This window comes from Prochlorococcus marinus str. MIT 9312 (assembly GCF_000012645.1).
Classification (GTDB): Bacteria; Cyanobacteriota; Cyanobacteriia; order PCC-6307; family Cyanobiaceae; genus Prochlorococcus_A; species Prochlorococcus_A marinus_L.
This window is the reverse complement of record NC_007577.1, coordinates 1,079,932-1,102,377: the sequence shown is the minus strand read 5'-3', so window position 1 is coordinate 1,102,377 and position 22,446 is coordinate 1,079,932. Positions and strand designations below refer to the sequence as shown.

General features: G+C 30.9%; 23 protein-coding genes and 1 tRNA gene. 17 read left to right on the top strand and 7 right to left on the bottom strand.

Features of this window, described 5'->3' with window-relative positions; translation table 11 throughout:
- The first annotated feature begins 24 nt into the window (after positions 1-24).
- Positions 25-393: a hypothetical protein gene (locus PMT9312_RS06115; RefSeq protein ID WP_036924000.1), complete on the top strand. Its 369-nt coding sequence runs from the start codon at positions 25-27 to the stop codon at positions 391-393.
- A gap of 9 nt (positions 394-402) precedes the next feature.
- On the opposite strand, the gene PMT9312_RS06110 is transcribed toward PMT9312_RS06115, so the two are convergent.
- Positions 403-1,356 carry an HlyD family efflux transporter periplasmic adaptor subunit gene (locus PMT9312_RS06110; RefSeq protein WP_011376732.1) on the bottom strand — a complete coding sequence of 318 codons (954 nt, stop codon included), beginning with the start codon at positions 1,354-1,356 and terminating at the stop codon, positions 403-405.
- A gap of 31 nt (positions 1,357-1,387) precedes the next feature.
- Positions 1,388-4,336 carry an ABC transporter transmembrane domain-containing protein gene (locus PMT9312_RS06105; RefSeq protein ID WP_011376731.1) on the bottom strand — a complete coding sequence of 983 codons (2,949 nt, stop codon included), beginning with the start codon at positions 4,334-4,336 and terminating at the stop codon, positions 1,388-1,390.
- Positions 4,337-4,557: 221 nt separating this feature from the next.
- On the opposite strand from PMT9312_RS06105, the gene PMT9312_RS06100 reads away from it, so the two are divergent.
- Positions 4,558-6,366, top strand: a complete 1,809-nt coding sequence (locus PMT9312_RS06100; RefSeq protein ID WP_193741807.1) for a TolC family protein — start codon at positions 4,558-4,560, stop codon at positions 6,364-6,366.
- Between the two features lie 139 nt (positions 6,367-6,505).
- Here PMT9312_RS06100 and PMT9312_RS06095 read toward each other — a convergent pair whose 3' ends face one another.
- Together PMT9312_RS06095 and PMT9312_RS06090 are read right to left on the bottom strand one after the other, a co-directional pair.
- Positions 6,506-7,441, bottom strand: a complete 936-nt coding sequence (locus tag PMT9312_RS06095) for a hypothetical protein (protein WP_011376729.1) — start codon at positions 7,439-7,441, stop codon at positions 6,506-6,508.
- Positions 7,442-7,444: 3 nt separating this feature from the next.
- Positions 7,445-8,563: an inverse autotransporter beta domain-containing protein gene (locus PMT9312_RS06090; RefSeq protein ID WP_011376728.1), complete on the bottom strand. Its 1,119-nt coding sequence runs from the start codon at positions 8,561-8,563 to the stop codon at positions 7,445-7,447.
- Positions 8,564-9,028: 465 nt separating this feature from the next.
- Between PMT9312_RS06090 and PMT9312_RS06085 the strand changes: the two genes are divergently transcribed.
- On the top strand, positions 9,029-9,343 hold the full coding sequence (locus PMT9312_RS06085; protein ID WP_011376727.1) for a hypothetical protein: 315 nt from the start codon (positions 9,029-9,031) through the stop codon (positions 9,341-9,343).
- A 645-nt stretch (positions 9,344-9,988) separates the two neighbouring features.
- Here PMT9312_RS06085 and PMT9312_RS06080 read toward each other — a convergent pair.
- Positions 9,989-10,357 carry a hypothetical protein gene (locus PMT9312_RS06080; protein WP_011376726.1) on the bottom strand — a complete coding sequence of 123 codons (369 nt, stop codon included), beginning with the start codon at positions 10,355-10,357 and terminating at the stop codon, positions 9,989-9,991.
- 219 nt (positions 10,358-10,576) lie between these two features.
- Between PMT9312_RS06080 and psbF the strand changes: the two genes are divergently transcribed.
- From psbF to PMT9312_RS06030, 10 genes are all read left to right on the top strand, one after another.
- Positions 10,577-10,873: a cytochrome b559 subunit beta, long form gene (gene psbF, locus PMT9312_RS06075; RefSeq protein ID WP_011376725.1), complete on the top strand. Its 297-nt coding sequence runs from the start codon at positions 10,577-10,579 to the stop codon at positions 10,871-10,873.
- A 13-nt stretch (positions 10,874-10,886) separates the two neighbouring features.
- Complete coding sequence (locus PMT9312_RS06070) at positions 10,887-11,072, top strand: hypothetical protein (protein WP_036923994.1); 186 nt, start codon at positions 10,887-10,889, stop codon at positions 11,070-11,072.
- A gap of 601 nt (positions 11,073-11,673) precedes the next feature.
- Positions 11,674-12,087 (top strand): hypothetical protein, encoded by a 414-nt coding sequence (locus tag PMT9312_RS06065; protein ID WP_011376724.1) that lies wholly within the window; start codon positions 11,674-11,676, stop codon positions 12,085-12,087.
- A gap of 149 nt (positions 12,088-12,236) precedes the next feature.
- Positions 12,237-12,374: a hypothetical protein gene (locus PMT9312_RS09820; RefSeq protein ID WP_193741806.1), complete on the top strand. Its 138-nt coding sequence runs from the start codon at positions 12,237-12,239 to the stop codon at positions 12,372-12,374.
- A gap of 763 nt (positions 12,375-13,137) precedes the next feature.
- Positions 13,138-13,392, top strand: a complete 255-nt coding sequence (locus tag PMT9312_RS09815; protein ID WP_011376722.1) for a high light inducible protein — start codon at positions 13,138-13,140, stop codon at positions 13,390-13,392.
- Between the two features lie 200 nt (positions 13,393-13,592).
- On the top strand, positions 13,593-13,856 hold the full coding sequence (locus tag PMT9312_RS06050) for a DUF1651 domain-containing protein (protein ID WP_011376721.1): 264 nt from the start codon (positions 13,593-13,595) through the stop codon (positions 13,854-13,856).
- Between the two features lie 647 nt (positions 13,857-14,503).
- Entirely contained in the window at positions 14,504-14,737 is a 234-nt protein-coding gene (locus PMT9312_RS06045; protein ID WP_036923988.1) for a hypothetical protein, read from the top strand.
- A 77-nt stretch (positions 14,738-14,814) separates the two neighbouring features.
- Complete coding sequence (locus PMT9312_RS06040; protein WP_152556495.1) at positions 14,815-15,339, top strand: type II secretion system protein; 525 nt, start codon at positions 14,815-14,817, stop codon at positions 15,337-15,339.
- A gap of 216 nt (positions 15,340-15,555) precedes the next feature.
- Complete coding sequence (locus tag PMT9312_RS06035) at positions 15,556-16,161, top strand: YSC84-related protein (RefSeq protein WP_011376719.1); 606 nt, start codon at positions 15,556-15,558, stop codon at positions 16,159-16,161.
- A gap of 432 nt (positions 16,162-16,593) precedes the next feature.
- On the top strand, positions 16,594-17,604 hold the full coding sequence (locus tag PMT9312_RS06030) for an NmrA/HSCARG family protein (protein WP_011376718.1): 1,011 nt from the start codon (positions 16,594-16,596) through the stop codon (positions 17,602-17,604).
- Between the two features lie 300 nt (positions 17,605-17,904).
- Here the strand turns inward: PMT9312_RS06030 and PMT9312_RS09600 are convergent.
- Positions 17,905-18,092: transfer RNA gene (locus PMT9312_RS09600), tRNA-Ser, on the bottom strand.
- A gap of 134 nt (positions 18,093-18,226) precedes the next feature.
- Here PMT9312_RS09600 and PMT9312_RS09810 point away from each other — a divergent pair.
- Positions 18,227-18,364, top strand: coding sequence for a hypothetical protein (locus tag PMT9312_RS09810; protein ID WP_193741805.1), 138 nt, complete (start codon positions 18,227-18,229; stop codon positions 18,362-18,364).
- A 459-nt stretch (positions 18,365-18,823) separates the two neighbouring features.
- On the opposite strand, the gene PMT9312_RS10040 is transcribed toward PMT9312_RS09810, so the two are convergent.
- Entirely contained in the window at positions 18,824-18,952 is a 129-nt protein-coding gene (locus PMT9312_RS10040) for a hypothetical protein (protein ID WP_263890805.1), read from the bottom strand.
- A 483-nt stretch (positions 18,953-19,435) separates the two neighbouring features.
- On the opposite strand from PMT9312_RS10040, the gene PMT9312_RS06025 reads away from it, so the two are divergent.
- From PMT9312_RS06025 to PMT9312_RS06015, 3 genes are read left to right on the top strand one after another with little or no spacing between them, the layout of a single operon-like run.
- On the top strand, positions 19,436-20,485 hold the full coding sequence (locus tag PMT9312_RS06025; protein WP_011376717.1) for an amino acid ABC transporter substrate-binding protein: 1,050 nt from the start codon (positions 19,436-19,438) through the stop codon (positions 20,483-20,485).
- A gap of 19 nt (positions 20,486-20,504) precedes the next feature.
- A complete protein-coding gene (locus tag PMT9312_RS06020; RefSeq protein ID WP_011376716.1) occupies positions 20,505-21,398 on the top strand; it encodes an ABC transporter permease subunit in 894 nt (297 codons plus the stop codon).
- Positions 21,399-21,405: 7 nt separating this feature from the next.
- Positions 21,406-22,437 carry an amino acid ABC transporter permease gene (locus PMT9312_RS06015; protein WP_011376715.1) on the top strand — a complete coding sequence of 344 codons (1,032 nt, stop codon included), beginning with the start codon at positions 21,406-21,408 and terminating at the stop codon, positions 22,435-22,437.
- The last annotated feature ends 9 nt before the right edge of the window (positions 22,438-22,446 follow it).

Here is a 22,446-nt window from a genome sequence, read left to right as displayed (position 1 = left end):
GCCAAACAGCCTGTATTTATTTCTATGGATTATCAGAATTTTATTGTTAAAGGTTTTGTAAAGATGTATTCAGGTAATCAAATGGATATTAATGAAGTAAAGCCTATATTTAAAAAGTCTTATAAAGTTTTAGCAGTTGAGGGGATTCATGCTCATGATGGTAAACCAGAGCTTGATTTAAGTTATTTAGATTCTAATTATGAAATAATTAATACAAAAAAGAATGGCGAATTCCAGATTGATTTAAAGCCAGGCATATATACTTTTTTTATTTTGAAAAATGATAAAGCGTATTTAAATAATTTTGATGGAGTAGGTAACTATAGTCATATAGAAGTTAAAGATAATATTAACAACTTTATTATTAGAGATTATCAAAATGCTTATTTCTAAATTAGAAATTTAACTTTTAATGCCCCTCAGCGAATCAATAGCTTTATCTATAGCATCAGTTAAAAGACTTATTATTCTTTTATCTCTAACAATTAAATTAACAGAAACACTTTGACCAGATCTAACAAAAAATTTCTCACCATTTTTTTCAAGATACTGTTTTTCTAAACTTACATAGGCGGGGAAAAGAGAACTTTGATTCTGTTGATTTGAACGAATGACTTCATCACCAATAGATTTAAGAATACCCTCAATTGAACCAAATTGGGTAAAGGGAAATGCATCTACTCTTATTTTTGCTTTCATATTACTTTTAACGAAACCAATATCTGAGTTTTTGAGAAATATTTTTGCTTCGGTGTCCCCACTTGGAACTATTTTTAAAAGTGTTTCGCCTTGATTAGCTGCAAATCCTTTACTTACTGAAATCAGATTAAAAACTTTTCCTTTTACTGGTGAAACTAAAAGTGTTTTTGATTTATCAAAATTTAGCTCCTTAATTTCGGCTTCTACTTGTTTTTTTTCATAACCTAGTTCGCTTACTTTATTTTTTTGTTGTAAGTATTGAAGTTTTTGAATCCCCCCAGCATCAGCAAGAATTGATATCTCTTTTAGAATCTCCTTTTCTGATTGAATACTAGACTCTAATTCCCCTAACTTTGCTTCAAGACCCTCTTTTTTTGCATGTAGAACATTACTATCAAATCTTAAAAGCTTAGAATCCTTTTCAACTGAATCACCTTCTTTTATAAAAATTTCGCTTACTATTCCTGATATTGGTGCTCTTATTGGCCTTTCAGCTCCTAAAGCTTGTAATTCGCCTTTTGCTATTACGACCTCATCCATTCTTGCAAAGCAAGCATATATAAATCCAAAACTAAAACTACCAACAATTGCCCAAATTAATCCTCTTATCCAAAGTGAGGCTGGCTTATAAAGTATTGCTTCGTTGTCAAAGTCCATTTCCAAATTTAATCGTTGAATTTATCTCTTTTTATGTATATTTTTTTTTAATTAATGCAGCATATTTCCCATTCTCCTTCATTAAATTTTCATGATTACCAATCTCAATAAGTTTTCCTTCATCCATTAAAAGTATTTTTGTAAACATTTCCATATTATCTAATTTATGAGTGACAAAAAAAACTGTTTGGTTTTCAAACTTCTTCATAATGTTAAGTAATACTTTTCTCTCGTTTTCTCCATCTAATGAGCTCGTTGCTTCATCTAATATCACAATTTTTGGTTCTTTAATGATCATTCTTGCTATTGACAATCGTTGTCTTTGACCTCCAGATATCTTTATACCCTTTTCTCCAATATCATTACTATATCCTTTGGATAATTCTTGGATAAAATCATGAGCATTTGCTACTCTGGCTGCCTCTCTGATCTCCTCGAAACTAGCCTCAGGTTTCGGTAAGGATATATTTGATTGAATAGTTCCGCTAAACAAAAGGGTTTCTTGAGGAACAAAACCAATTTGATTCCTTAAGGAGTAAAGGTCAAATTTATTTATATCATTGCTGTCAATTTTTACTAAACCTTTACTTGGAGTATATAGCCTCATTAGAACTTTCATTAAAGTACTTTTACCTGATCCACTACTTCCAATGACAGCTACAAATTCTCCCTTTTTTACTTTAAAGTTGATGTCTTTAAGCTGGTAATCATGAGAATTTTCGAATTTTAAACTAACATTCTCGAAAGAGATATCACCTTCAATATTTTCTAAAGGAGGTAAATTATCTCCATTTAATTCACTCTCTTTTTTACTATCAATAACATCGCCTAATCTTTCTACTGATAAAGAAATATCTTGAAAGTTTTGCCAAGTACTAGTCAATCTTAATATAGGACTTGTTACGTATCCCGACAATATCCTAAAGGCAATAAGTTGTCCTAAAGTCATTTCCCCATTAAGAACAAGAACTGCTCCTCCCCAAATTACTATCAATCCCGATAATTGAGAAAGGAATTGACTTACAGAACTAGCTGCAGTATTGGTAATAATATTTCTAAAACCATTTTTAATTTGTCGACTGTATAGTTGTTCCCATCTCCAATGACTATATATTTCCATTCCTTGTCCTTTGATTGTTTCTATTCCATTTAGAGCTTCAACAAGATGACCCTGTACTTTTGCTTTTGATTCTGCTTGTTTCCTTAGCTGTTTTTTATTTATTGGAGCAATAATAAATGTGAGGATAATAAAAAGAGGCAGAATTGTTAATGCCATAAAAGTTAGTTTGACTGAATAAAGCATCATCACACCTATATAGATGAGAGAGAAAATTGCATCTAGAAAAACTGTGATGGCAGTACTAGTCAAGAACCTCCTTATTTTTTCAAGTTCATTTATCCTTCCATTTAATTCTCCAACTGAACGTTTAGAAAAATAAACAATTGGAAGTCTTAACAAATGATGAATAATTGAAGAACCTAAATTTGTATCAATATGATTAGTCATATCTGCAAATAAGAACGTTCTCAATGCACCTAATAATGCCTGAGCTAAAGACATTGAAATTAAAATAGTTCCAAGTACATTAAGGCTAGATAAATTTCCTTGACTAATTACGGCATCAAATATTTGTTGTATTAGTAATGGATTAAAAAGAGCAAGAAGCTGAACAAAAAAACTTGCTAGAACAACTTGAAATAGAATACCCTTATTTTTTCTTAGCGCAGGCAAAAACCAACTTAAGTCAAATTTAGAGTTTTTATTTTGTAAAGCCTTTTCAATCAGTAGAAAATCTAATTGATGTTTTCCAGTCTCAAATATTTCTTCAGAAGTAAACCATTGTTGATCGGATTTAGGATCACTTTTTAGAAATTTATTTCTTTTTTTAGACCAGATAATATGCGGCGCTCCATCACAAACTACAAATGCTGGTAAATTTATTCTGTTTATAAGCCTATAATTTCTGATAGTTAAAGGCGTTACCTTGAAGCCTAATAATTCAAAAATTGCAGCGAATTGAGGGAGTGAAATTCTTTTGTTTTTTGAACGTATAATCTGATCTTTCAAAATGGTAACTATTAAATCTTTTTTAAATGGCATATCGAAGAATCTAACTATCATTCTTAGACATGCCAATGACTCTTCTATAATTCCATCACCCTTAAAATGAGGGAAAGATAAATCGTTGTTTTTTGGACCATAGTAATCTTCTAAACCTTCTTTTTGTAGATCAAATTTTTCTATAATGCTTCCAGTAGAATTTTTATTATTAATAATTGATATATTTGATTCATCAATATTTTTTAAATTAGATAATTCTTCACTTTTAATTAATCTTGCAGGCAAATCACCTAATACATTTAAAGATTTAGGCCCTTCAATAGTAGATCCAATATTTAAACCTTCAATATTGGAGCTACTCGAAATATAGGCACCAAAATTGCTGTTTAAATTATTAATACCGGGAGTAAGTATTACTGTTTTTAAATCAAATGATGAAGAATTTAAAAAATTAAAAATATCATGTGATTTTTGTATTTTTCCAAATAAAAAAAATGAAATTGTGCAATATAATTCATACTTACTAGATTTAATATAAGAGTTTATTATTTGGAAGTTTTTATTAATTAGTTCTAAAAAAATTTTTTTTTCTAGAAAGTAACCTTCAACTTTAGTAGAGGCAACTATATCAGAGTAATTACTTTGTCCTATTATTTGATCAACACCAGCCAAATCTCCTTTTTTTAAGTTTTGAATAGTGAATTTCTTATTATCATTTTGGTCAGTGAGTTTTATGCTCAATATCCCTTTTTTTATAATTAATATTCCTTTTGGTAGTTCTTCTTTTTTTAAAAATGAACTGCCTATTTCTAATGAAATAAATTTCAGTTTATTTTTTTCTTTTTTTACTATTTCATTAAATAAATTATATTTATTTTTTTCTTGGGATAGGGTTTTTATCTCTTTTGGCTTATTCACAAGAATTCCAAAAATACTTACATAATAATTATAAATTAAAAAAAAAGAAATACATCTCCAACAGTTTTTTAAAATATTGGAGTAAATTGAAAGCTTGTTTGCATGTCATTACTAATTTCTTTAATAAATAATTTTATTAAAAGATTTGTAAGATAACAAATGAAATATCTATTGCCATTGAGAAAGTAGCAACTAAAATTGATGTATATATGGAAGGGTTTTTGAAAAAAAGTTTAAAAATATATTTAAAAATATATTTAAAAATCTTTTTATTAAGCACCTTCTTAGGATCTCAATCTTATTCGTCCACTAATCCAGAGTTTTTAAGTAATTCCTTTGATAAGAAAGATATTAAATCATATCAATTTAAAAGAATTTCCAAAAATAATAATGTGACTAAAGTAAGTGAAAAATCACAAATGGATGAGATTTCAATCAAATCTTTAGAATTTGATGATTTAATAAATTTGATTGATGAAAACAACTTAGAGCTTAAGGCGGAAAAAATAAAATTGGAACAAGCTCAAAATAATTTATCAATTGTGAAATCTGAATTAAAACCTTCTATACAGATATCTACTGATGGGATCCCAAAATATTCGATAGGAAAAGGTGATAATCCTAAAAAAGAAACGAGTGAATTAAAAGGTTCTTTATCAGCTACTGTAAGTTATAAATTATATGATCCGGAAAAATCTCAAAATGTAATTCTCTCAGAAAATCAACTATCAAAAGCTAAATTAGAATTCAATATTTTTAGGGATGCATTAATTTCTAGAGCTCAAAAGTTTTTTGTAGAATTGCAATTAGCATATGAAAAGGTTGAAATTGCCCAAAAAGCTTTTTTGTTGTCAGGATCTAGTCTCGATGATGCAAAAATATTAAATAAAGCATTATTAGTTTCAGATATTGAAGTTTTAGAGGCTGAAAGTCAATTGTCTAGAGATATGAAATTTCTAAATGATAAAAAAAATGAACTTGAATTAATAATTAATTCCCTAAGTGAAATTATTGGAGTTAATAAAAAAGATATCAGAAAATTTAGATATGCAAATTCGATTATAGGATTTTGGGAAATGGATTTAGATGAAACTATAGATTTTGCTAAAACAAAAAATAAAAGCTTAGAAAAATTAAATTTAGATCTCAAGATTAGCCATAATAAAAGTAACAAAGAACTTGGTAAAAGTAAGCCAAAATTTAGTTTGGTTAATAGGCTATCTTCAAATCTTAATCAGGGGCAGTCTAATGTTGTCCCTCCTGTTGATTTTGATGAAACTGGAAGTGAATATGAAAATACTATTGCAATTACAGCAAAATGGGATATATTCAACGGGGGAAAAAATAGATACATAAGAGAATTCAAGAAAAGTAAATATGATGAATTTAATCTGAGAATAAAAGATGAAGAAAATAAAATAAAATTTAAAGTTTCAGAAAGCTACAAAACTTTAAAAACCTCTCTCAAAAATATCTTAAATACAAGTAGCCAAGTAAATAATAATAAAAATATTTTAAAAATTTCGCGATTAAGATTTAATGCAGGAGTTGCTTCACAAAGAGAAATTATAAATAATCAAAGAGATCTGACTCAATCACGGATTGTTTATGCTAATTCTATCGCTAACTATAATAAGAATTTAATAGATCTCAAAAATATTACTAACTTAGGCTCCTTAAAAAAATGTGTCATTAATGAAGAATTAGTTGCCAAATCTTACACATTTGAAAAAGAGATTGATTTAAGCATTGCATGTCAAATACCTTTCAATAAAGAAGGTCAATTTTCTTATAAAACTAAAGAATTTAAATTGTATAAAAATAACATAAATAAAATTATGAATGATAAAAATTCTAATTTTAAATCAAAAGATTCGGATGACAAAAATATTAAAAAACAACCTAAAGAAGATCTATCGAATGAAGAGAAGGTATTTTCTGATAGAAGTGATTCTTATGATTCACATGAATCATGTGAGGATATAAAAAATCCTCAAACTCAGAAAAATTGCTTTGATTCATACTTATAAATATTTAATTTAATAGATAATTAGTTTTTAGAGTTAAGAAATTTATTGAGAGAAACTACGTGTTATGTGTCATAAAATTTTTGATTGATAGTCGATCAAAAATTAGGGGATATCATCTTTTTATTTGAGGTTGGAAATATTAGAAGGTCGCAAAAACTGGCTTGAAAGGCATTGATCCAAAATCTAGGGGTTCTCCACCTCGGAATTCTATACCGTATCCTATATCGGTTACTGTAAGTTGCATTTCTAATCCATTAGTTCCATTATTAATAACTACTGGAGTTCCAGCATTTGTCTCAAAAACACCTATAAGTCTTTTTGCTTCACTTTCATTTGTAGCAGTTGTTAAATTTGTATCATCTCCTGTAAGAAGTGCAGATACTTTCCCTCCTCCATCCATTGTCTCAGCAGGGAAGAATGGACTATAATCATCCCCATCCGCAAAATTGTTAAGAACTTCTGTGTGATTTTCTGGAGTGCAGAAATTACCTTCTGTTGTGCCAGGAGTACTATTTGCATCTTCTGTATTTTGGGAGCAGTATCTTACATCTGCACCTAAATTATTTTTGAGAGTGACACTTCCTCTTAAACCAAAAGTATTTGTGAGAATTATATATGCGTGTGTGTAAGTATTTGAAGGAGGTCTCCCATCCATTTGAGGAAGATTAACTGTACTATTTGCCAAATCTGCAGTAACCCCATCGCTGGTCATAGTTACTACACAGTCATTACGACTAAATGTTCTTGGAGAACCTTCCTGGATAGGTGGATCAGTGCACAACCCTAATTCATGAATTGTTATTACAAACCTGTCTGGAGTATCTGTGCAAAATGTCATGGCATCTCCAATTTGTGCAGGTGTTTTCGAATATTTGCCATCCACTTTTTCACCGATCCCTCCTGCTACACCATCCCTAGTCATGCATTTTAGAGGCGCTTCAGCCTTGGCAACATCTGTAAAAGCTGTAAATCCAATTAACCCAAATCCAACTGCAATTGAGTTAATGTTTTTTAAAAGATTTTGTTTTAATTTCAATGGAATAGTTTTTGTTGAGTTGTTAAATTTAGTTTTCAATGTTTAAACTCCTTTAGCCCTATTCTGGAAAACCCCACCTGCTGATCTTTCTAGCAGAACATCATACTTACGTTTTACTGGTTGAGTCATTTGAGTAACCATGTTTTTCTTGTAATTTGATTTCTCAAATTTGACTGGATTGCCTGTTATGTTCATTCTTAAACCAAAAAAGTTTTCGTCCGTACCCGGTAGGTCAGTATTAGCTGTTGTTGATGCTGCGGATATTTCATTAGAAACATAAGCTTCTAAACCAACGTGCGGAGTAGCTTGCCAACTAACCGCTCCTTCTAATCCAGAATTGTCTTGAGTATATTTGTAATCCCAGTTAAATCCTCTAATATAAAAAGCAAGTTCTGGATTATTTGGAAGTCTGTAACCTACTTCTAAATCCCATCCTGGTACTACCCTCTCTTGGTAATCAACACCTTTTATAATTACGTCCTTTTCATTAGTAATTGCCATATACCAGTTATTTCTAAATTCAAAATCCTTCCAGAAATATTCTCCACCTAATCCAAGTCTGCTATGTGCATCACTGTAATCTGTCATTCTGTAATCCCAGAATGCATTAGCTCCAACCATAGAAATATCATCGGGACGATTTCTAATTCCTAAACCAATATTAATAGTGGAACCTTCTGCATTTGTAGCAGTGGCAAATCTTGCTTGAGAGAAAGCAAGAGTTTTTAAATCACCCTGATCATCTTTTGCAAGCTCGCCTAGCTTCATCAAACTATTTATTGAGAAGCTGGTATCTGATTCTGTCCCACCAGAAATATTTACAGATGTCTGAGCAAAAAATGGGATTTTTTGTATCTCACCATTTGCCTTTGCATTTGCAAAATCAAATCCAGCGTCAACTAATAATCTATTAAGATCATCTGCCATTATGCCAGTATATTCATCACCCTTTGCCCCGTTATTCATTAATGGAACAAATTTGGTTGAATAATTTGCCCCTTTGATTATGTATTCATCTAATTTGTCTTTAGGCTCATAATTATTTTGTTCATTAGGAATTTGATTAAATTTGATTTCTTCAAATTTGTATTCGTTAGCAGAAACAGACAAAATTGATCCAAAAACTAAAGTTATTGAAGTTAGAGCTTGAGATATTTTCACTTGGTTTTTTTTACGAAATTATATCATTTGTTTATTTAATTAGCTGGATCTTTATAAACAAACCAGCACCAAAGAGATTTTTTTGTACATTTTGGGAGCAAGCTTTTTTATCTGTAATTTATTAGATGAGATTTACTGCTAAAACTGATCGAAACGATACTATTTAACCAGCGACAAAGGACTCTCAAATCACTGGACATTATTTTGAAGAAAATCCTGAGAATTTTGTTAAGGCATAGACTAATTAAATATAAGATCTCCACATTCCCTATATGTATGTGTCTTCCTAGCATTTCTAACCGCTTGTAAAACTGTTACTCAAGGTTATTTTTTATAAGAGATTAATAAAGAAAAAAACGAAAATTCCATGCAGAACCTTTATATCAACTCTCTAGTTAATGGCTTAATAAAAGTATTATAAAAATTAAATTTATGCTTAAATATCTCAGTTCTTTTAACTCATAAATGGCTTATTCAGAAACAAAAATAGTATTTGGTGGTTTAGCCCATATTCCTGTTCTTATTTTTATAGCCAATTTTATTAAAGGTATGTTTGGAGTTGAAACACAAGAGGTAAAAGATCATGTGGTTAAAGAAGACACAGTTAAATTTATTGAGGTAAAAGATACTGTAGTTAAAGAAGAAAAAGCTGAAGCTATAAAAGTACTTTCAAATAAGCTGGATAATATTGAACAAAAGGCTGATGAGGTTTATGAAAAGGTAAAAAAGAAAAAGAAAGATAAAAAGAAGAAGAAAAAGAAAGATATGAAAAGAGATTAACTGGATTACGTTATCAGGGGTGGAAACAAACAATTTTTCTAGTAGCAATTCCTAGACACTAAATACATCAAAGTGCATCCTCTGAGATCACCCTTCTCAATTTGAGATAGTAAACAAAAACAAGACAGGTTGATAATACTTTCTATTACTTGGATTGTTAGAGTCGGGTCTATATGATTCCAACCTGGGACCTAGTGATCCCAAAGTACTTAACGACCCTAGTGAAGTAATAGGTTTTCAAGGCATATCTATTTTTTTGCTTAGTACTGCGAAGTTTGTCAGGACAAATTAAGCAATATTTGTTTGCAATTTGGCCTCAAAATATTCGTCAAGATAAAACTTAACTAGCATTTTATACGCGATATTGATCTATTTAAATCAATCAAAATTTGAAAGCTGTTATATAGTTTTAAGAAATTATGAGCAAAAAATTTGGCCCCCTTTGATTTCTACGAATATCTAAATTCAATATCAATTCATCCGCCTGTAATGATAATAACTACATTAGTTTTTTTTTACATAAGAAGGAAATTTTTATTAGCGGGTAAAAAACATTAGTAATCTATTTAATATTTATATTTTTGAATGAGTCAAAAATTAAATAAACAAAGCAAGTAATAAAAACAATTAAATATATAGATCCATTTAACTTACTGTTGTTATTGAACTGCTTAATCCATAAGTGAGAAAAATAAAACTAGCAAAAGTAACTCCAATCATTACTATTGTATAAAGTTTATTAAGTTTGAAATTATTATTTTCAGATGAAAAGTCTGCTATGACAAAACTTTTCATTGAATACTTTTCTCTATTTCTGAAATTATTGCTCTTAACTAGATTACCTAAGATAGGAGTTTTTGAAAAACTAATTTCTTCATTAATTACTGAATTTAAACCTTTATCTTCTTTGAAGAATCTTGGAAACATGTATGCATGCCATAAAGCTATAACGGCTACCCAAAAAAATACACTAACTCCTGCAAAACCAAAAAGTAAGAATCTAAAGGTCTCCATATTAGTTTTTATAATTATCTAAAATCTACATCAAAAAAAATAGCCAAATATCGCAATTTAAAAAATATACTTTACTTTAATCAATTAATCATTTCCTGATGTTAATAATGATAAGAACCAATGTTATTAAGAGTTTTTGTTTAAATATAAGTTAATGATTCAATTATTTTTTTAAGTAAAAGAGACAAAATAATAATCAAATTTATTATTACTATACAAATGGACTTTAGAGTTTTACTCGTTATTTCACCAATAATATTTGCATGGATATTTACAGTGTTTTGGTTAGGTAAATGGGATGTATTTAGATTGACTCCATTTGGGTTGCCAAAAAGAGGAGTAGCCCCTTTTGAAAACTATCAAGTTTGGGGAGATTCAGCTGTTGTTCCTAATACAGGAAGACCATCAGAAGGATATCCAGTTTTTACAGTCAGAACGGCTGCTGTTAATGCCCTGGGGATTCCAACGGTTTTCTTCTTGGGAGCAATTTTGGCGATGCAGTTTAAATCTTATTAATTAGGAAATTAAAATGGATATAAGATTTTTAATTGTTGGAACTCCTTTTATAATGGCATTTTTTTATACCTTATTTTGGCTAAAAAGATGGGGTGCTTTTAATTCTCCAGATGATAATTTGCAAAAAAAAATGATTCTTAAAAATGAATCATTAGAACAAATTTATATTTTAGAATATATTTTTTTAACAAAAAATTAATCTAATTTCTTTTAACTCTTAGTTAGTACCTTGTCATGATTCCAATAGAACAGTATTTATTTTTTGCAGTTTCTCTTTATTCTTTTTTTCATCTTTCAATCAATTTAGTAAGCGCATTAATTTCCTAATACTAAGTAATTATTTAATAAAATATTAAACACTTATTTGTATAAAATTAGTCTTCCTTTATTTGATATCTCATTATATAAATTTATTAGTAGATATTAGGGCAATCTACTAACCGCTAGCTTTGAGAAATGCGGTTTGTAATGAGAACCTCCCTTTGACCTCATTTTCTTTTTCGCAATCTTAGAAAATGAGGTTTAAATAATTTTTAAAGAAGCTCAAATAATAAATTAAATTCCCTTTTTAAATAACTTTAATTATTAAAAAATTATTCATGATTATGTATATTATTTACTTTTAAAAAAAGAGTTTCTTATATATAAATAATATGTAGATATTTGGCGAATCTGCAACGGTATAACATTCCGTCTTTATGAACCTAGCCAAGGAAAATATTCTTAACTGCTTTTTAGTTATTTTAGTAGTTAGGAATATTTTTATTCGATATTAATTTTAAGGTTATTTTTTTTATCACATGATCAATAAATCAAAAAATGAATCCACATTAGAAAATATTTATAAGAATTTGGAATCTGGAATGCCAGAGAATAAATCTATTAAAGAGTATGCTCTCCCAAATGCGCGTCAATGGCTAGGAGGAAGATTTGTAGCTACTTGGGTATTGCCTATTTATTTAATTAGGAAACTCGCAACATTCGCAGCTTCCTCTGCATTTATAAAACCATATTCTCCAATTAAAAATGGCCCATCCTATAAGAAACCAGAAACTTTATACACTTCTTTAAAAGGTGTTTTTAAAGGAGAAGAACATTTAAGATTTTTTGATCATAGATTTATTGCTATTTGGGTATTGCCTATTGCTTTGACGGGAATTGTTTTTGAATTACTTTTCATATCTCCTACTAAGAATACCTTACCTTTCAATTAAACATCTTTTGTCCGCAAAATTTGAGGATGTAATTACTGTATATTTCTAATTCATTGGTATAAATGATCGGGACGACAGGATTCGAACCTGCGACCTATTGCTCCCAAAAAACTCGATCTAAACTTGAGGGGATAAGACCCATCTTTTTCATGACTAAATGGAATGAAAAATCTTGGCAAAAAGATTCCTTAAGCATGAAGTCATATTCTCCTTCAGATGCAAAACTTTTAATGGGAGGTGTAAAAGGATTGAAAGATGCTTGGCGTTTAGCTTTTCTACACGTTTAATACGAAAGACTTAAGAAAATATAGGAGCGGAATGATTGACAGTCGATCTAAAAATTTTTCGAATAAATTAGCTTAAGTATGCTTTTTAACATTTACTTTTCACTATTTAATGTATATATTTGTGAATAGATGCTAGTTATATCAAGCTATTTAGTATTTCTGCTTATTGTATCCCTAGATTCTCGACAATATAATCAAAAATAAACTTTAAATATGGGATTTCCTCATTGCCCTATATGTGTCGCAGTAGCATTTCTAACCGCTTGTATTACCGTTACTAGAAGTTATTTTTTCTATTTTCTTTATAAGGAGGCTGAAAAGAGAAAAGCGTTACCATTAGTTCAGGTCTATGATTAATTTTCCTTTATTTCTAGAGGGTTTATTAATTCCTTTAGTGTTTTTAGGATTTTTTGCGGTTTATAAGAAATCAAAAAGAAAGAAAAATAATAAAGTCTATAACCGACCTAAAAACAAACCTCCAAGTTAATTAAGCAAATTGGTGATTTTTGTATATTTTTCTATAATATTTATGCAATTTTTCAGTCGCTAACTTTCTGTTTTTCATTGCTTCTCTAATAAAATCCATTTCGTGGAAGTTTTTAATGAGGATAGTGAGAGGAGTAATGAGTTTTATATGACCTCCTGTCTCCACATAATATATTGTCCTCATATTGTTATTAAATTAATAGTGAGGTTTTAGGAACTAAAAACAACATAATTAAAAAAAACTTTTTAAGATAATTGAAATCAAATTTCTAATAAAATGGTTGACTTTAAAGATAATTTTTCAAGCGAAAGCTTTTACCCAGATAGTAATTATTATCTTGATCAGGACAATACTCCTAAAGAGACTCTTGTTTCAGAAGACCAAATATTTAATACGGGAGGAATTTTTGAATGGCCAAATAGCTATTGGTATATTGCGGAAAGAACAAATGGAAGGCTTGCAATGATAGGCTTTATGGCTGTCATTATTAATTACACCTTATTTGGTTGGATAGCATATCCAATCCTTTAAATGAATGTAGAATTTTTTAAAGAGCTTTGGCATAATCAACCAAATACACTTCTTGGTGCAGGCGCAATAGGACTAATATTGTTGATAATTTATAACAGATTAATATATATATAAGTAGTATTTTCACTGAAAATTAATTCGCTGGGGTGAAGCTTAATTTTTAGTATTTGAGAAATTGTTTGATTATTGCTTATTTAATTATGGATAGTGAAGCAAGAAAGATAACAGAGGAAGCATGGTTAATATGTCCTAACTGGATTGAGGTAAGAAGATTTACGAAGAATAAGAATAATAAGGATAAGTTTTTTGAGTATATGTTTATTGATAGTGGAATAGTTGTTGGAGCGTTAGGTGAAAATCCACCGCTTATGAAGACAAGAAAAGAGATAAAAATAGATGATGCTCGCAAAGAGTACCAACAATTAATTACTTTAGGATGGCAAGTAACTGAACCTAAATGGTAAGCACCTATGGGGATCTTCGAAGATTGTAGGCCCCCCTACAGATACCCTTTGGGTTGTGAGACTAATAGATAATAAAAGAGCGAGTTGCTAGACTCGATAGTATGAATTGGTTTTTAAGATTCGGGGCGACAGGATTTGAACCTGCGACCTAGTGCTCCCAAAGCACTGGGCGTTATTTTTAAGAAAACCTTGAGACTTTAGTTATAGCCTAGACTAACTATAGATGCTGGAACGAGTTTGAGGCAACTTATTGCTAAATCTTCGAAGATCATACAAGATGTTTATAGAACTTAGAGCCCCCTCTACGACATAGTGTCTTATGTTAACTAGGTCGTTGATTTGATAGTTTTTTTGAAAAGTAGATCTACAAAAAGTGGCAATTAACAATATTTATTTCTTGAAAATTAAATAGGTTTTTTATTTTCAACTAATAATTATTAGCAGTTGAAAGATAGGCAGACCTTAAACCTACAGAATTTTGGAACGGATTCTGTATAGCTAATATACACTTATTCACTATTAATTCTACTCAATGTATTGCTATGAACATATTCTTCTCTATAAATTACAAATAATATGATCCCCAAAATATTGGGCTAGATATATTTTTTACGTCTGTTAATTTTAATTAAATTAGATAAGTTCAAATGCCAGAAAAAACAGTTGAAAAGACAGCAGCTTTTGCAGTAACCATAAGTAAGTTGGCGGTAATAATTTATCTAGGCTTCGTAGAAGTATTTAAAATTGGCAAATTAATTAGAGAGAAGTTAGAAGCTTATTTTGATGAATTACGATTATCTAGAGAATGGGCTATAGAAGCTTATGCAATACTAAAAAAACGACTAGAGGAACAAAAAGTAGCGGGCGGTATAGAAAATTAGTTATTTACAATCTTGAACTTTTCAAATGTTTAGGAAGAGTGGAGGGACAGCTACTTATTAATGATTTCATTTTTAATATGAGTTTAAATAAAATATTTGAAAAAAAGAATGGATATAGTATTTCTGAATTATCAGTTGTTTTGGCTATATTTGGAGGCTTAATTTTTTTAGGACAATTTGTTTATCAGGATATAGTTCGTAAAGCTAGACAAGCTGTGGCCGCAACTTATGTTGATCAGGTGCTAACAACAGCTCATGCATCTATTATTCAAAATGATTATCTCCCAGAAGGATGGGAAGAAATAGGAGATATTCCATCGGGCCCTCTGGAAAGTTGTGAAAAATATAATTCTGATTGTAGTGGAGAAATTAAAGTGATTCAAAAGGGTAATTATCTAATTGGAATGTACTCCAATGATTCTGAATTAAGAGTTAGTGCATGGAGATTTAGCAATGAAGGTTCAACTTCAAGAAATATGAGTGTCTTTGGTTGTGTTTCTAAGAATGGCTCACGATCAATTTATAAATGGGGTAAAAACGAATATTACCAAGGGCCAGGCTGGCATATGCAATCAAATCCTTGGAATGCTTGTTCATACTAAAAATTAATAACGTTTTGACGGCAATTTGACGGCTCTTGCTGCCGTCAGATTTTCCAATAAAAAAGCGAGTCTGGGTAAATCCCTAGTATGAATTGGTCTTTAAGAGTAGGGGCGACAGGATTCGAACCTGCGACCTACTGCTCCCAAAGCACCATGAGATGTGAAATTTCTTGATTAGGGTATATTATTTCTTATTTAGTAATTAATTATTTGAAAATGACTAGAAAGTTTTTTTTTGTTGCACTATTAATTTTTCCGCAATATTTAACTTCAGTTCAATCATCTGCTTTTAATGAATCTCAATTAAATAAAATTTCAGATGAATTATTAATTTCTGGTTGGAAACCATTATTAGATAAAAATATTAAAGATAAAAAAGCTAGTGATAAGACAATAAAGGCATTAAATAAGTTTAAAAACATATCCTCTTTGAAACCCTACTTTAAAAAAGCTAGAGGTTACGCTGTTTTCCCAAATGTAGGAAAAGGAGGAATTGGAATCGGAGGAGCTAGAGGTAGTGGTGAGGTATTTGAAAAAGGAAATGTTATTGGAAAAACCACCTTAACTCAAGTATCAATCGGCTTTCAATTAGGTGGACAAGCATTTAGCCAAATTATCTTTTTCAAAGATAAGAAATCTCTTGAGAGATTTACTGAAGGTAATTTTGAATTTGGGGCATCAGCTAGTGCAGCATTAATTTCAGAGGGAGCTAATGCATCTGCTGATTACAGTGATGGAGTTGCAGTTCTTACGTACTCAAAAGGAGGCCTTATGTATGAAGCAAGCATAGGAGGGCAAAAGTTTAGCTTTGAAGAATACTAAAATTTAATAAATATTTTAATTTAATTATTAAAACAAGCCTAATAATAACTATTTGAGGGAAAGAATTTTTGAGGTAAATATTTTATTAGCTGAGACTTACTGCTATAAACGATCGGGGCGACAGGATTCGAACCTGCGACCTAGTGCTTCCTAAACACCCGCCCTCCAATTTTAGACGGCAGGTTAAATAAACTATTCAGGCTGGGCAAGTTAGTCGCAATTTCAGAGAAATTCTTAGTCTCAGAAATAGGTCAAAGATATACGCAATTAGCCTTAGATGTACAAATCCTCGCCCGCTTGCGACCTAGTTCTCCCATAACATAGCCACGATTGAGGAGAAAATACTTTACATTTCTTAACAGAAACGTAATTTTTCTTAACATTTGGACTTATCGCTTCAGGTTGGTCCTTCTCTCGGCGATTTATCTAGTTATGAGGAACTTAATCAAAAAAAACTCTAGGCCAGTAATTGCAGTGACAATGGCCTCCGGTCGACAGGGGTCTTCAGTCGTAAGGCATTTGTCCCAAAGTGGTGTTTTTCAGATTCGAGCAATTACTCGTTCTCCCTATAGTAAGCGGGCTAAGGTTTTGGCCAACTTGCCAAATGTTGAAATTGTTCAAGGAGATCTCCTTGAACCAGAAAGCTTAAAAAGAGTTTTTTCAGGGGCTTACGGAATTTTTGGCAATACGACGCCCACAAAAGGGTGGGTATTGGGCCGTGGAAGCATGGTTCGTCAATATGAAATAGAGCAAGGGAGAAACTTAGTAGATGTTGTAAAGCAACTTGCTGACTTAGGTACATTAAAGCACTTTGTTTTTAGTTCGGTTTGCAAACCCAAGGACCCTCTAAGGAATGAGCCAGCACCAGGACATTTCACAAGCAAGTGGAATATTGAGGAATACATTCTGATTAATGGGTTGAAAAAACTTTCAACAATTCTTCGACCTGTTAGCTACTTTGAGAATTTCGATAGTGATCTTCCTGGTGTGAAGATTTCCGAATCAATTTTTCCGGGAATTGTTCATAAAGACAAAGTTTGGCAAACCATCGCAGTTGATGATGTTGGACTATGGACAAGGGCTGTTTTTGAACACCCCAAAAGGTTTTTGGGAGAATCAATGAATATTGCTGGAGAAGAGATGACAGGGCAGGAAATGGCAGCTCTATGGCAAAAAATAAACCTTAAGGAATCTCCTTCAGTCCGCTATTCAATGGTCCCACGCAAACTTATGAATGTCATTGAGCACGATATTGCGCTAATGGCTAGTTGGATAGAAAGAGCAGGTTATGGAGCAGACTTGAAAGCACTAAAAGTCCTAGCGAATGAGCTAAACATAACTATGACCACTCTATCTTGCTGGCTTAAGGGAAAGGCATCAATCAATACAAAAAAAAGATTGCCTAACATTGATTTACAAAGAAGATACTTAATTAGAGAATAATTACTCTATATATTTAATTAGATAGCAATTACTCTCTATATATAAGGACTAATATTTTGTGGAATTTTTAAAGGAGCTTTGGCATAATCATCATGACCCATACCATGCAGCTCTTGGTATAGGAGGAGTAATAGTATTGTTGGTAATTTATAATCGATTACTCAATAAATATCAATAATAATGGGCGAGCTAAATCCAAAGCTATCCAAAGTATACAAACCCTCGCCCGTAGAGATTTTAAGACAAATGAGAAATAAAAAAGCGCGCTGGGAGACTCGCTAGTATGACTTGGCTTTTAACTGGTAGGGGCGACAGGATTCGAACCTGCGACCTAGTGCTCTCAAAGCACTCCGTAATTTTATTGAGATTAATCAATATTTCATTACTATGACTAGAGTTTTTATAAGTAGGTGGAATAAGTTTGAGTCTCAATATTGCAGTAACTATATAGTCGTATTTAGTTTGTATATAACTTTAGCTACCCCCCTAGCTACCTCCTGAGCGATCTAGTGCCACGTAGATCGATCAATGAAGATATATTTAGATTATTTCTTTTCTATATATATTAGGTATATTTCCTCTAAAGTTCTGTATGATTGCAAGAAATTTGTTTTTTTAATCAATGGATTTATTAACTACAATCACTATAGGTGGTTTCAATCCTTCTGCAGCTGCCGTAGGAGGTGCTTTTATGGGTCTTTTTGGCCTTATATGGATTATTCTTGGACCAAACTTTAGTAAACTTGACACTGATCAATAAATTTTTTTATAGATTTGAATTAAAAGACTCATTAGAGTCTTTTTTTTTGTGTGAAATTCTATTAATTCTTTATTATTTGAATCACTAGTTTATTTATATAAAATGAATATTAAATTTAGAGATAATATATTCCGTAATAGATAAAGAGAATTTCTACTTTTAAATCCGAGAGCTTTTGTGGCCTCCCTAATTGTGCATTGCATAGTAAATAAACGTGAAATTTTAAATAAAATACCTATTTCAACGGTATTATATTGAGCAAATTACACTTTTAAAAAAATGATGAAACTTGCTATCGTTTTCTTACCAGTAGTCTTTGCACTTATATGGGTGCTTTTCATTGGGTTAAGAATAAATAAAGTAGAAACTAGAGATGGAAATAGAAAATTAATTAATTACTAAAAAAATTGATTATTAATTGTTTGATAAAGAAGAAGCATTTACGGAATTAAATGCTTACTAGCTCTTTCTGCCGAACTTAATCATTGCGACAGGGAACCCAACAGTCAAAACAACCCCAATAAGAAGAATCAAAATCCCTATTGGAGAAAAAATATCAACACCTTGTCCAGTTTTTGCAAAGAGCATTTTTCTTACTTAGGACGTTTCAAAAAACATTATATATAAGGAGAAAACTAGGCACAAGTATATACAAAGTACATAACTCTAGCTACCCCTAGAGATAACCTTTCTCAATATAAGACTAACTCAAATATTTATAATCCATTGGTATAACTGATCGGGTCGACAGGATTCGAACCTGTGACCTAGTGCTCCCAAAGCACACAATCAGCAAATTGCGACAGTAGATCAAATAAATAAGTGCTGGTAAAACTTCTTTCTTAGGACAGACTTATAGAAATAAGTCTCAAAATTCCTCTCAAATAAAGCATGATATGGCAAAGTAATGTGAATGATCGCATGAGGATCACCCGCTCAAGACAAAAAGGGAAGCTGATTGGCTACTGTTTTATTGTTTCTATGACAAACGGGGGAGAATATTTAAATTTTGTTTATTAATTGATTTGCGCATTAAAATTAAGGAAATTACTGATTAAGTTTTTAAAAAATATGATGAATAGATTATTCTTTGGAATTGCCGCTTTTGGTCTGCTTTTAACTGGTTGTGCTAGTAATCAAAACGATAATATTTCTAGGCTATCCCTAATACAAGAAAGAGATGAATTAATTTGCGGGGTAAGTGGAAAAATTCCAGGTTTTAGCTTTATTGAAAGAGACGGAAGTTATAAAGGATTAGACGTAGATATATGTAAAGCCTTTGCTGCAGCAATAATAGGAGATTCAGAAAAAATTCAGTTTAGACCTCTAACTGCTGCTGAAAGATTTTTAGCTATTAAAACAGGAGATATTGATTTGTTATCAAGGAACACTACTTTAACTCTTAGTAGAGATTCTTTTGGAGGTAATGGGTTAACTTTCGCTCCTGTAGTTTTTCATGATGGGCAAGGGTTAATGGTTAAAAAAAATAGTGGTATTGAAAGTATTCAAGAACTCGCTAATAAGTCTATATGTGTAGGTTCAGGAACAACTACTGAGCAAAATATTAATGACACTTTTGAAAGTCTCTCGCTCCCTTATGTCCCAATTAAATATCAAGATCTTAATCAGGTAGTAGCAGGATATCTACAAGGTAGATGTCAAGCGATGACCTCTGATCGATCTCAATTAGCAGCAGCTAGATCAGGTTTTAAGAATGCAAAAGATCATATTATCCTTGATGATGTTTTAAGTAAGGAGCCTTTAGCACCTGCATCAGATGGGTCTGAACAGAAACTTGCCGATGCTATGAGATGGACAGTTTTTGCTTTGATTGCTGCTGAAGAGCAAGGTATAACCCAATCAAATATTGCTGATAGGCTCCAGCTCGCAAAAAATAATCCACAATTAAAATCATTAAGAAGATTTCTTGGGGTTGATGGAGGCTTAGGAGAAAAAATCGGATTAAGAAATGACTTCGTAGTTAATGTTATAAAAGCTACTGGAAATTATGGTGAAATTTATGATAGAAATCTTGGGATAGATAGCGATGTACCTATTCCAAGAGGATTGAATGAAATTTACAGTAAAGGTGGTTTACATATCTCTCCACCATTTAATTGATTGCAAAATATATTGAGGAATGAGTAAAAATAAAAAAATATTTTTTCAGATTCTTTTGGTGTTTGGAGTTCTTGGTTTTTTAGGGATATTAACTAATAACTTAATCATTAATCTTACAAGAACTGGCATAGGATTCAATTTTAATTGGTTAACAAAGCCGGCAAGCTTTTCTTTGGCAGAACATCCCTTGCCCTATAGTCCTTCGGACAGTTATGCTTGGGCCCTTTTTATGGGATGGATGAATAGCTTGAAAGTTATTATTTCATCTCTTGTTTTAGCATCTTTTATTGGAACGTTAATAGGTTTTTTGAGAGTAGGTAAAAATTCATTTTTTAGAATTATTACTGCTGGATATATCACAGTTATTAGACAGACTCCACTTTTAATTCAACTTATGTGTTGGTATTTTGTTGGATTTCTAAGTATAAGAAATAATTCTTTTTTGAATTTAAGTAATGTAGTTAATATTTCCAATAAAGGGATAGAGTTATTTGGACTTAATTTATCTTCAGAGTTTTCAGCATTATTATTTGGTTTAAGCATATTTTCAAGCGCATTTATTGCAGAAGTAATTCGAGGTGGAATTCAGTCTGTTCCTGTAGGTCAATGGGAAGCTTTTCGAAGTTTAGGTATTTCCGAAAAACAAGGATTTATTAAAATAATAATACCTCAAGCATTACCAGCTTTTATTCCAGGACTTACGAGTCAATATCTAAATCTTGCAAAAAATAGCACACTTGCAATAGCTATAGGCTACGCAGATATATATGCAATAAATGACACGATCATCAACCAAACAGGAAGAGCTGTAGAGTGCTTTATGATTTTGCTTTGCAGTTTTTTAATCCTTAATTTAGTAATAACAAAAGTAATGGGGATCATTGATAAATCAATAATGAAAACAAGGATATAACTTATTAATGAATAATATAAATCCAAATTTAAATACAAATTTATTTAAAAAAATTAAAAATTCTTTATTAGCAAAATCAAAATATAATTTCTGCAATTTTATATTTTTTCTGATTTCAATTTCATTAATTTTAAAAATTTTAACTTCGATTTTTATAAATTCAAATTGGGAAGTCGTAACATCAAATCTTAATTTATATGCATTTGGGAGCTTTCCAATCGATCAGCAATGGAGACCTACTCTTTGGTTCTTCAGTCTTTTATCTATTACATTTATTACAGTTTATGGGCCTAAATGGAAATGGCTTCGTAAAAATTTAATTTTTGGATGGATTGGAACAGTACCATTAGGAATTTATTTGCTAAGTGGTGGTTTGGGTTTAAATCCAGTAATGACACGTCATTGGGGTGGATTAACCCTAACAATTCTTATAACTTCTTGTAGTATTCTTTTTTCTTTACCAATTGGTATTTTATTAGCTCTTTGCAGAAGAAGTTCAATATTTTTAATTCAGAAATCAAGTTCTCTTTATATTGATGTAATGAGAGCTGTTCCTCTTATTTCTGTACTTTTTTTTGGACAATTGTTAATACCTTTATTTCTACCTGTAGGTTTAGAAATAGATCGTGTCTGGAGGGCTGTAATAGCTTTTACTTTTTTTGTCTCAGCATATATAGCTGAAGATATTAAAGGAGGATTACAGTCGATACCTAAAAATCAAATAGAAGCTGCTAAAAGTCTTGGCTTAAACAAATATCAAATCAATATATACATTCTTATTCCACAAGCCTTAAGAGTTGCATTGCCGGCTATTACAAACCAGTTAATTGGGCTTTTTCAAAATACATCTTTAATGGCTATCTTAGGTTTGATGGAATTACTTGGTGTAAGCAGGAGTATTCTTGCTAATCCAGAATTCATAGGACAATATATTGAAGTATATATTTGGTTGGCTTCCGTCTATTGGCTTTTTTGCACAATTATGGCATTTGTTTCAAAAAAACTTGAGCAAAAAATGACAATTAATAAAGGATATTAATCTTACATC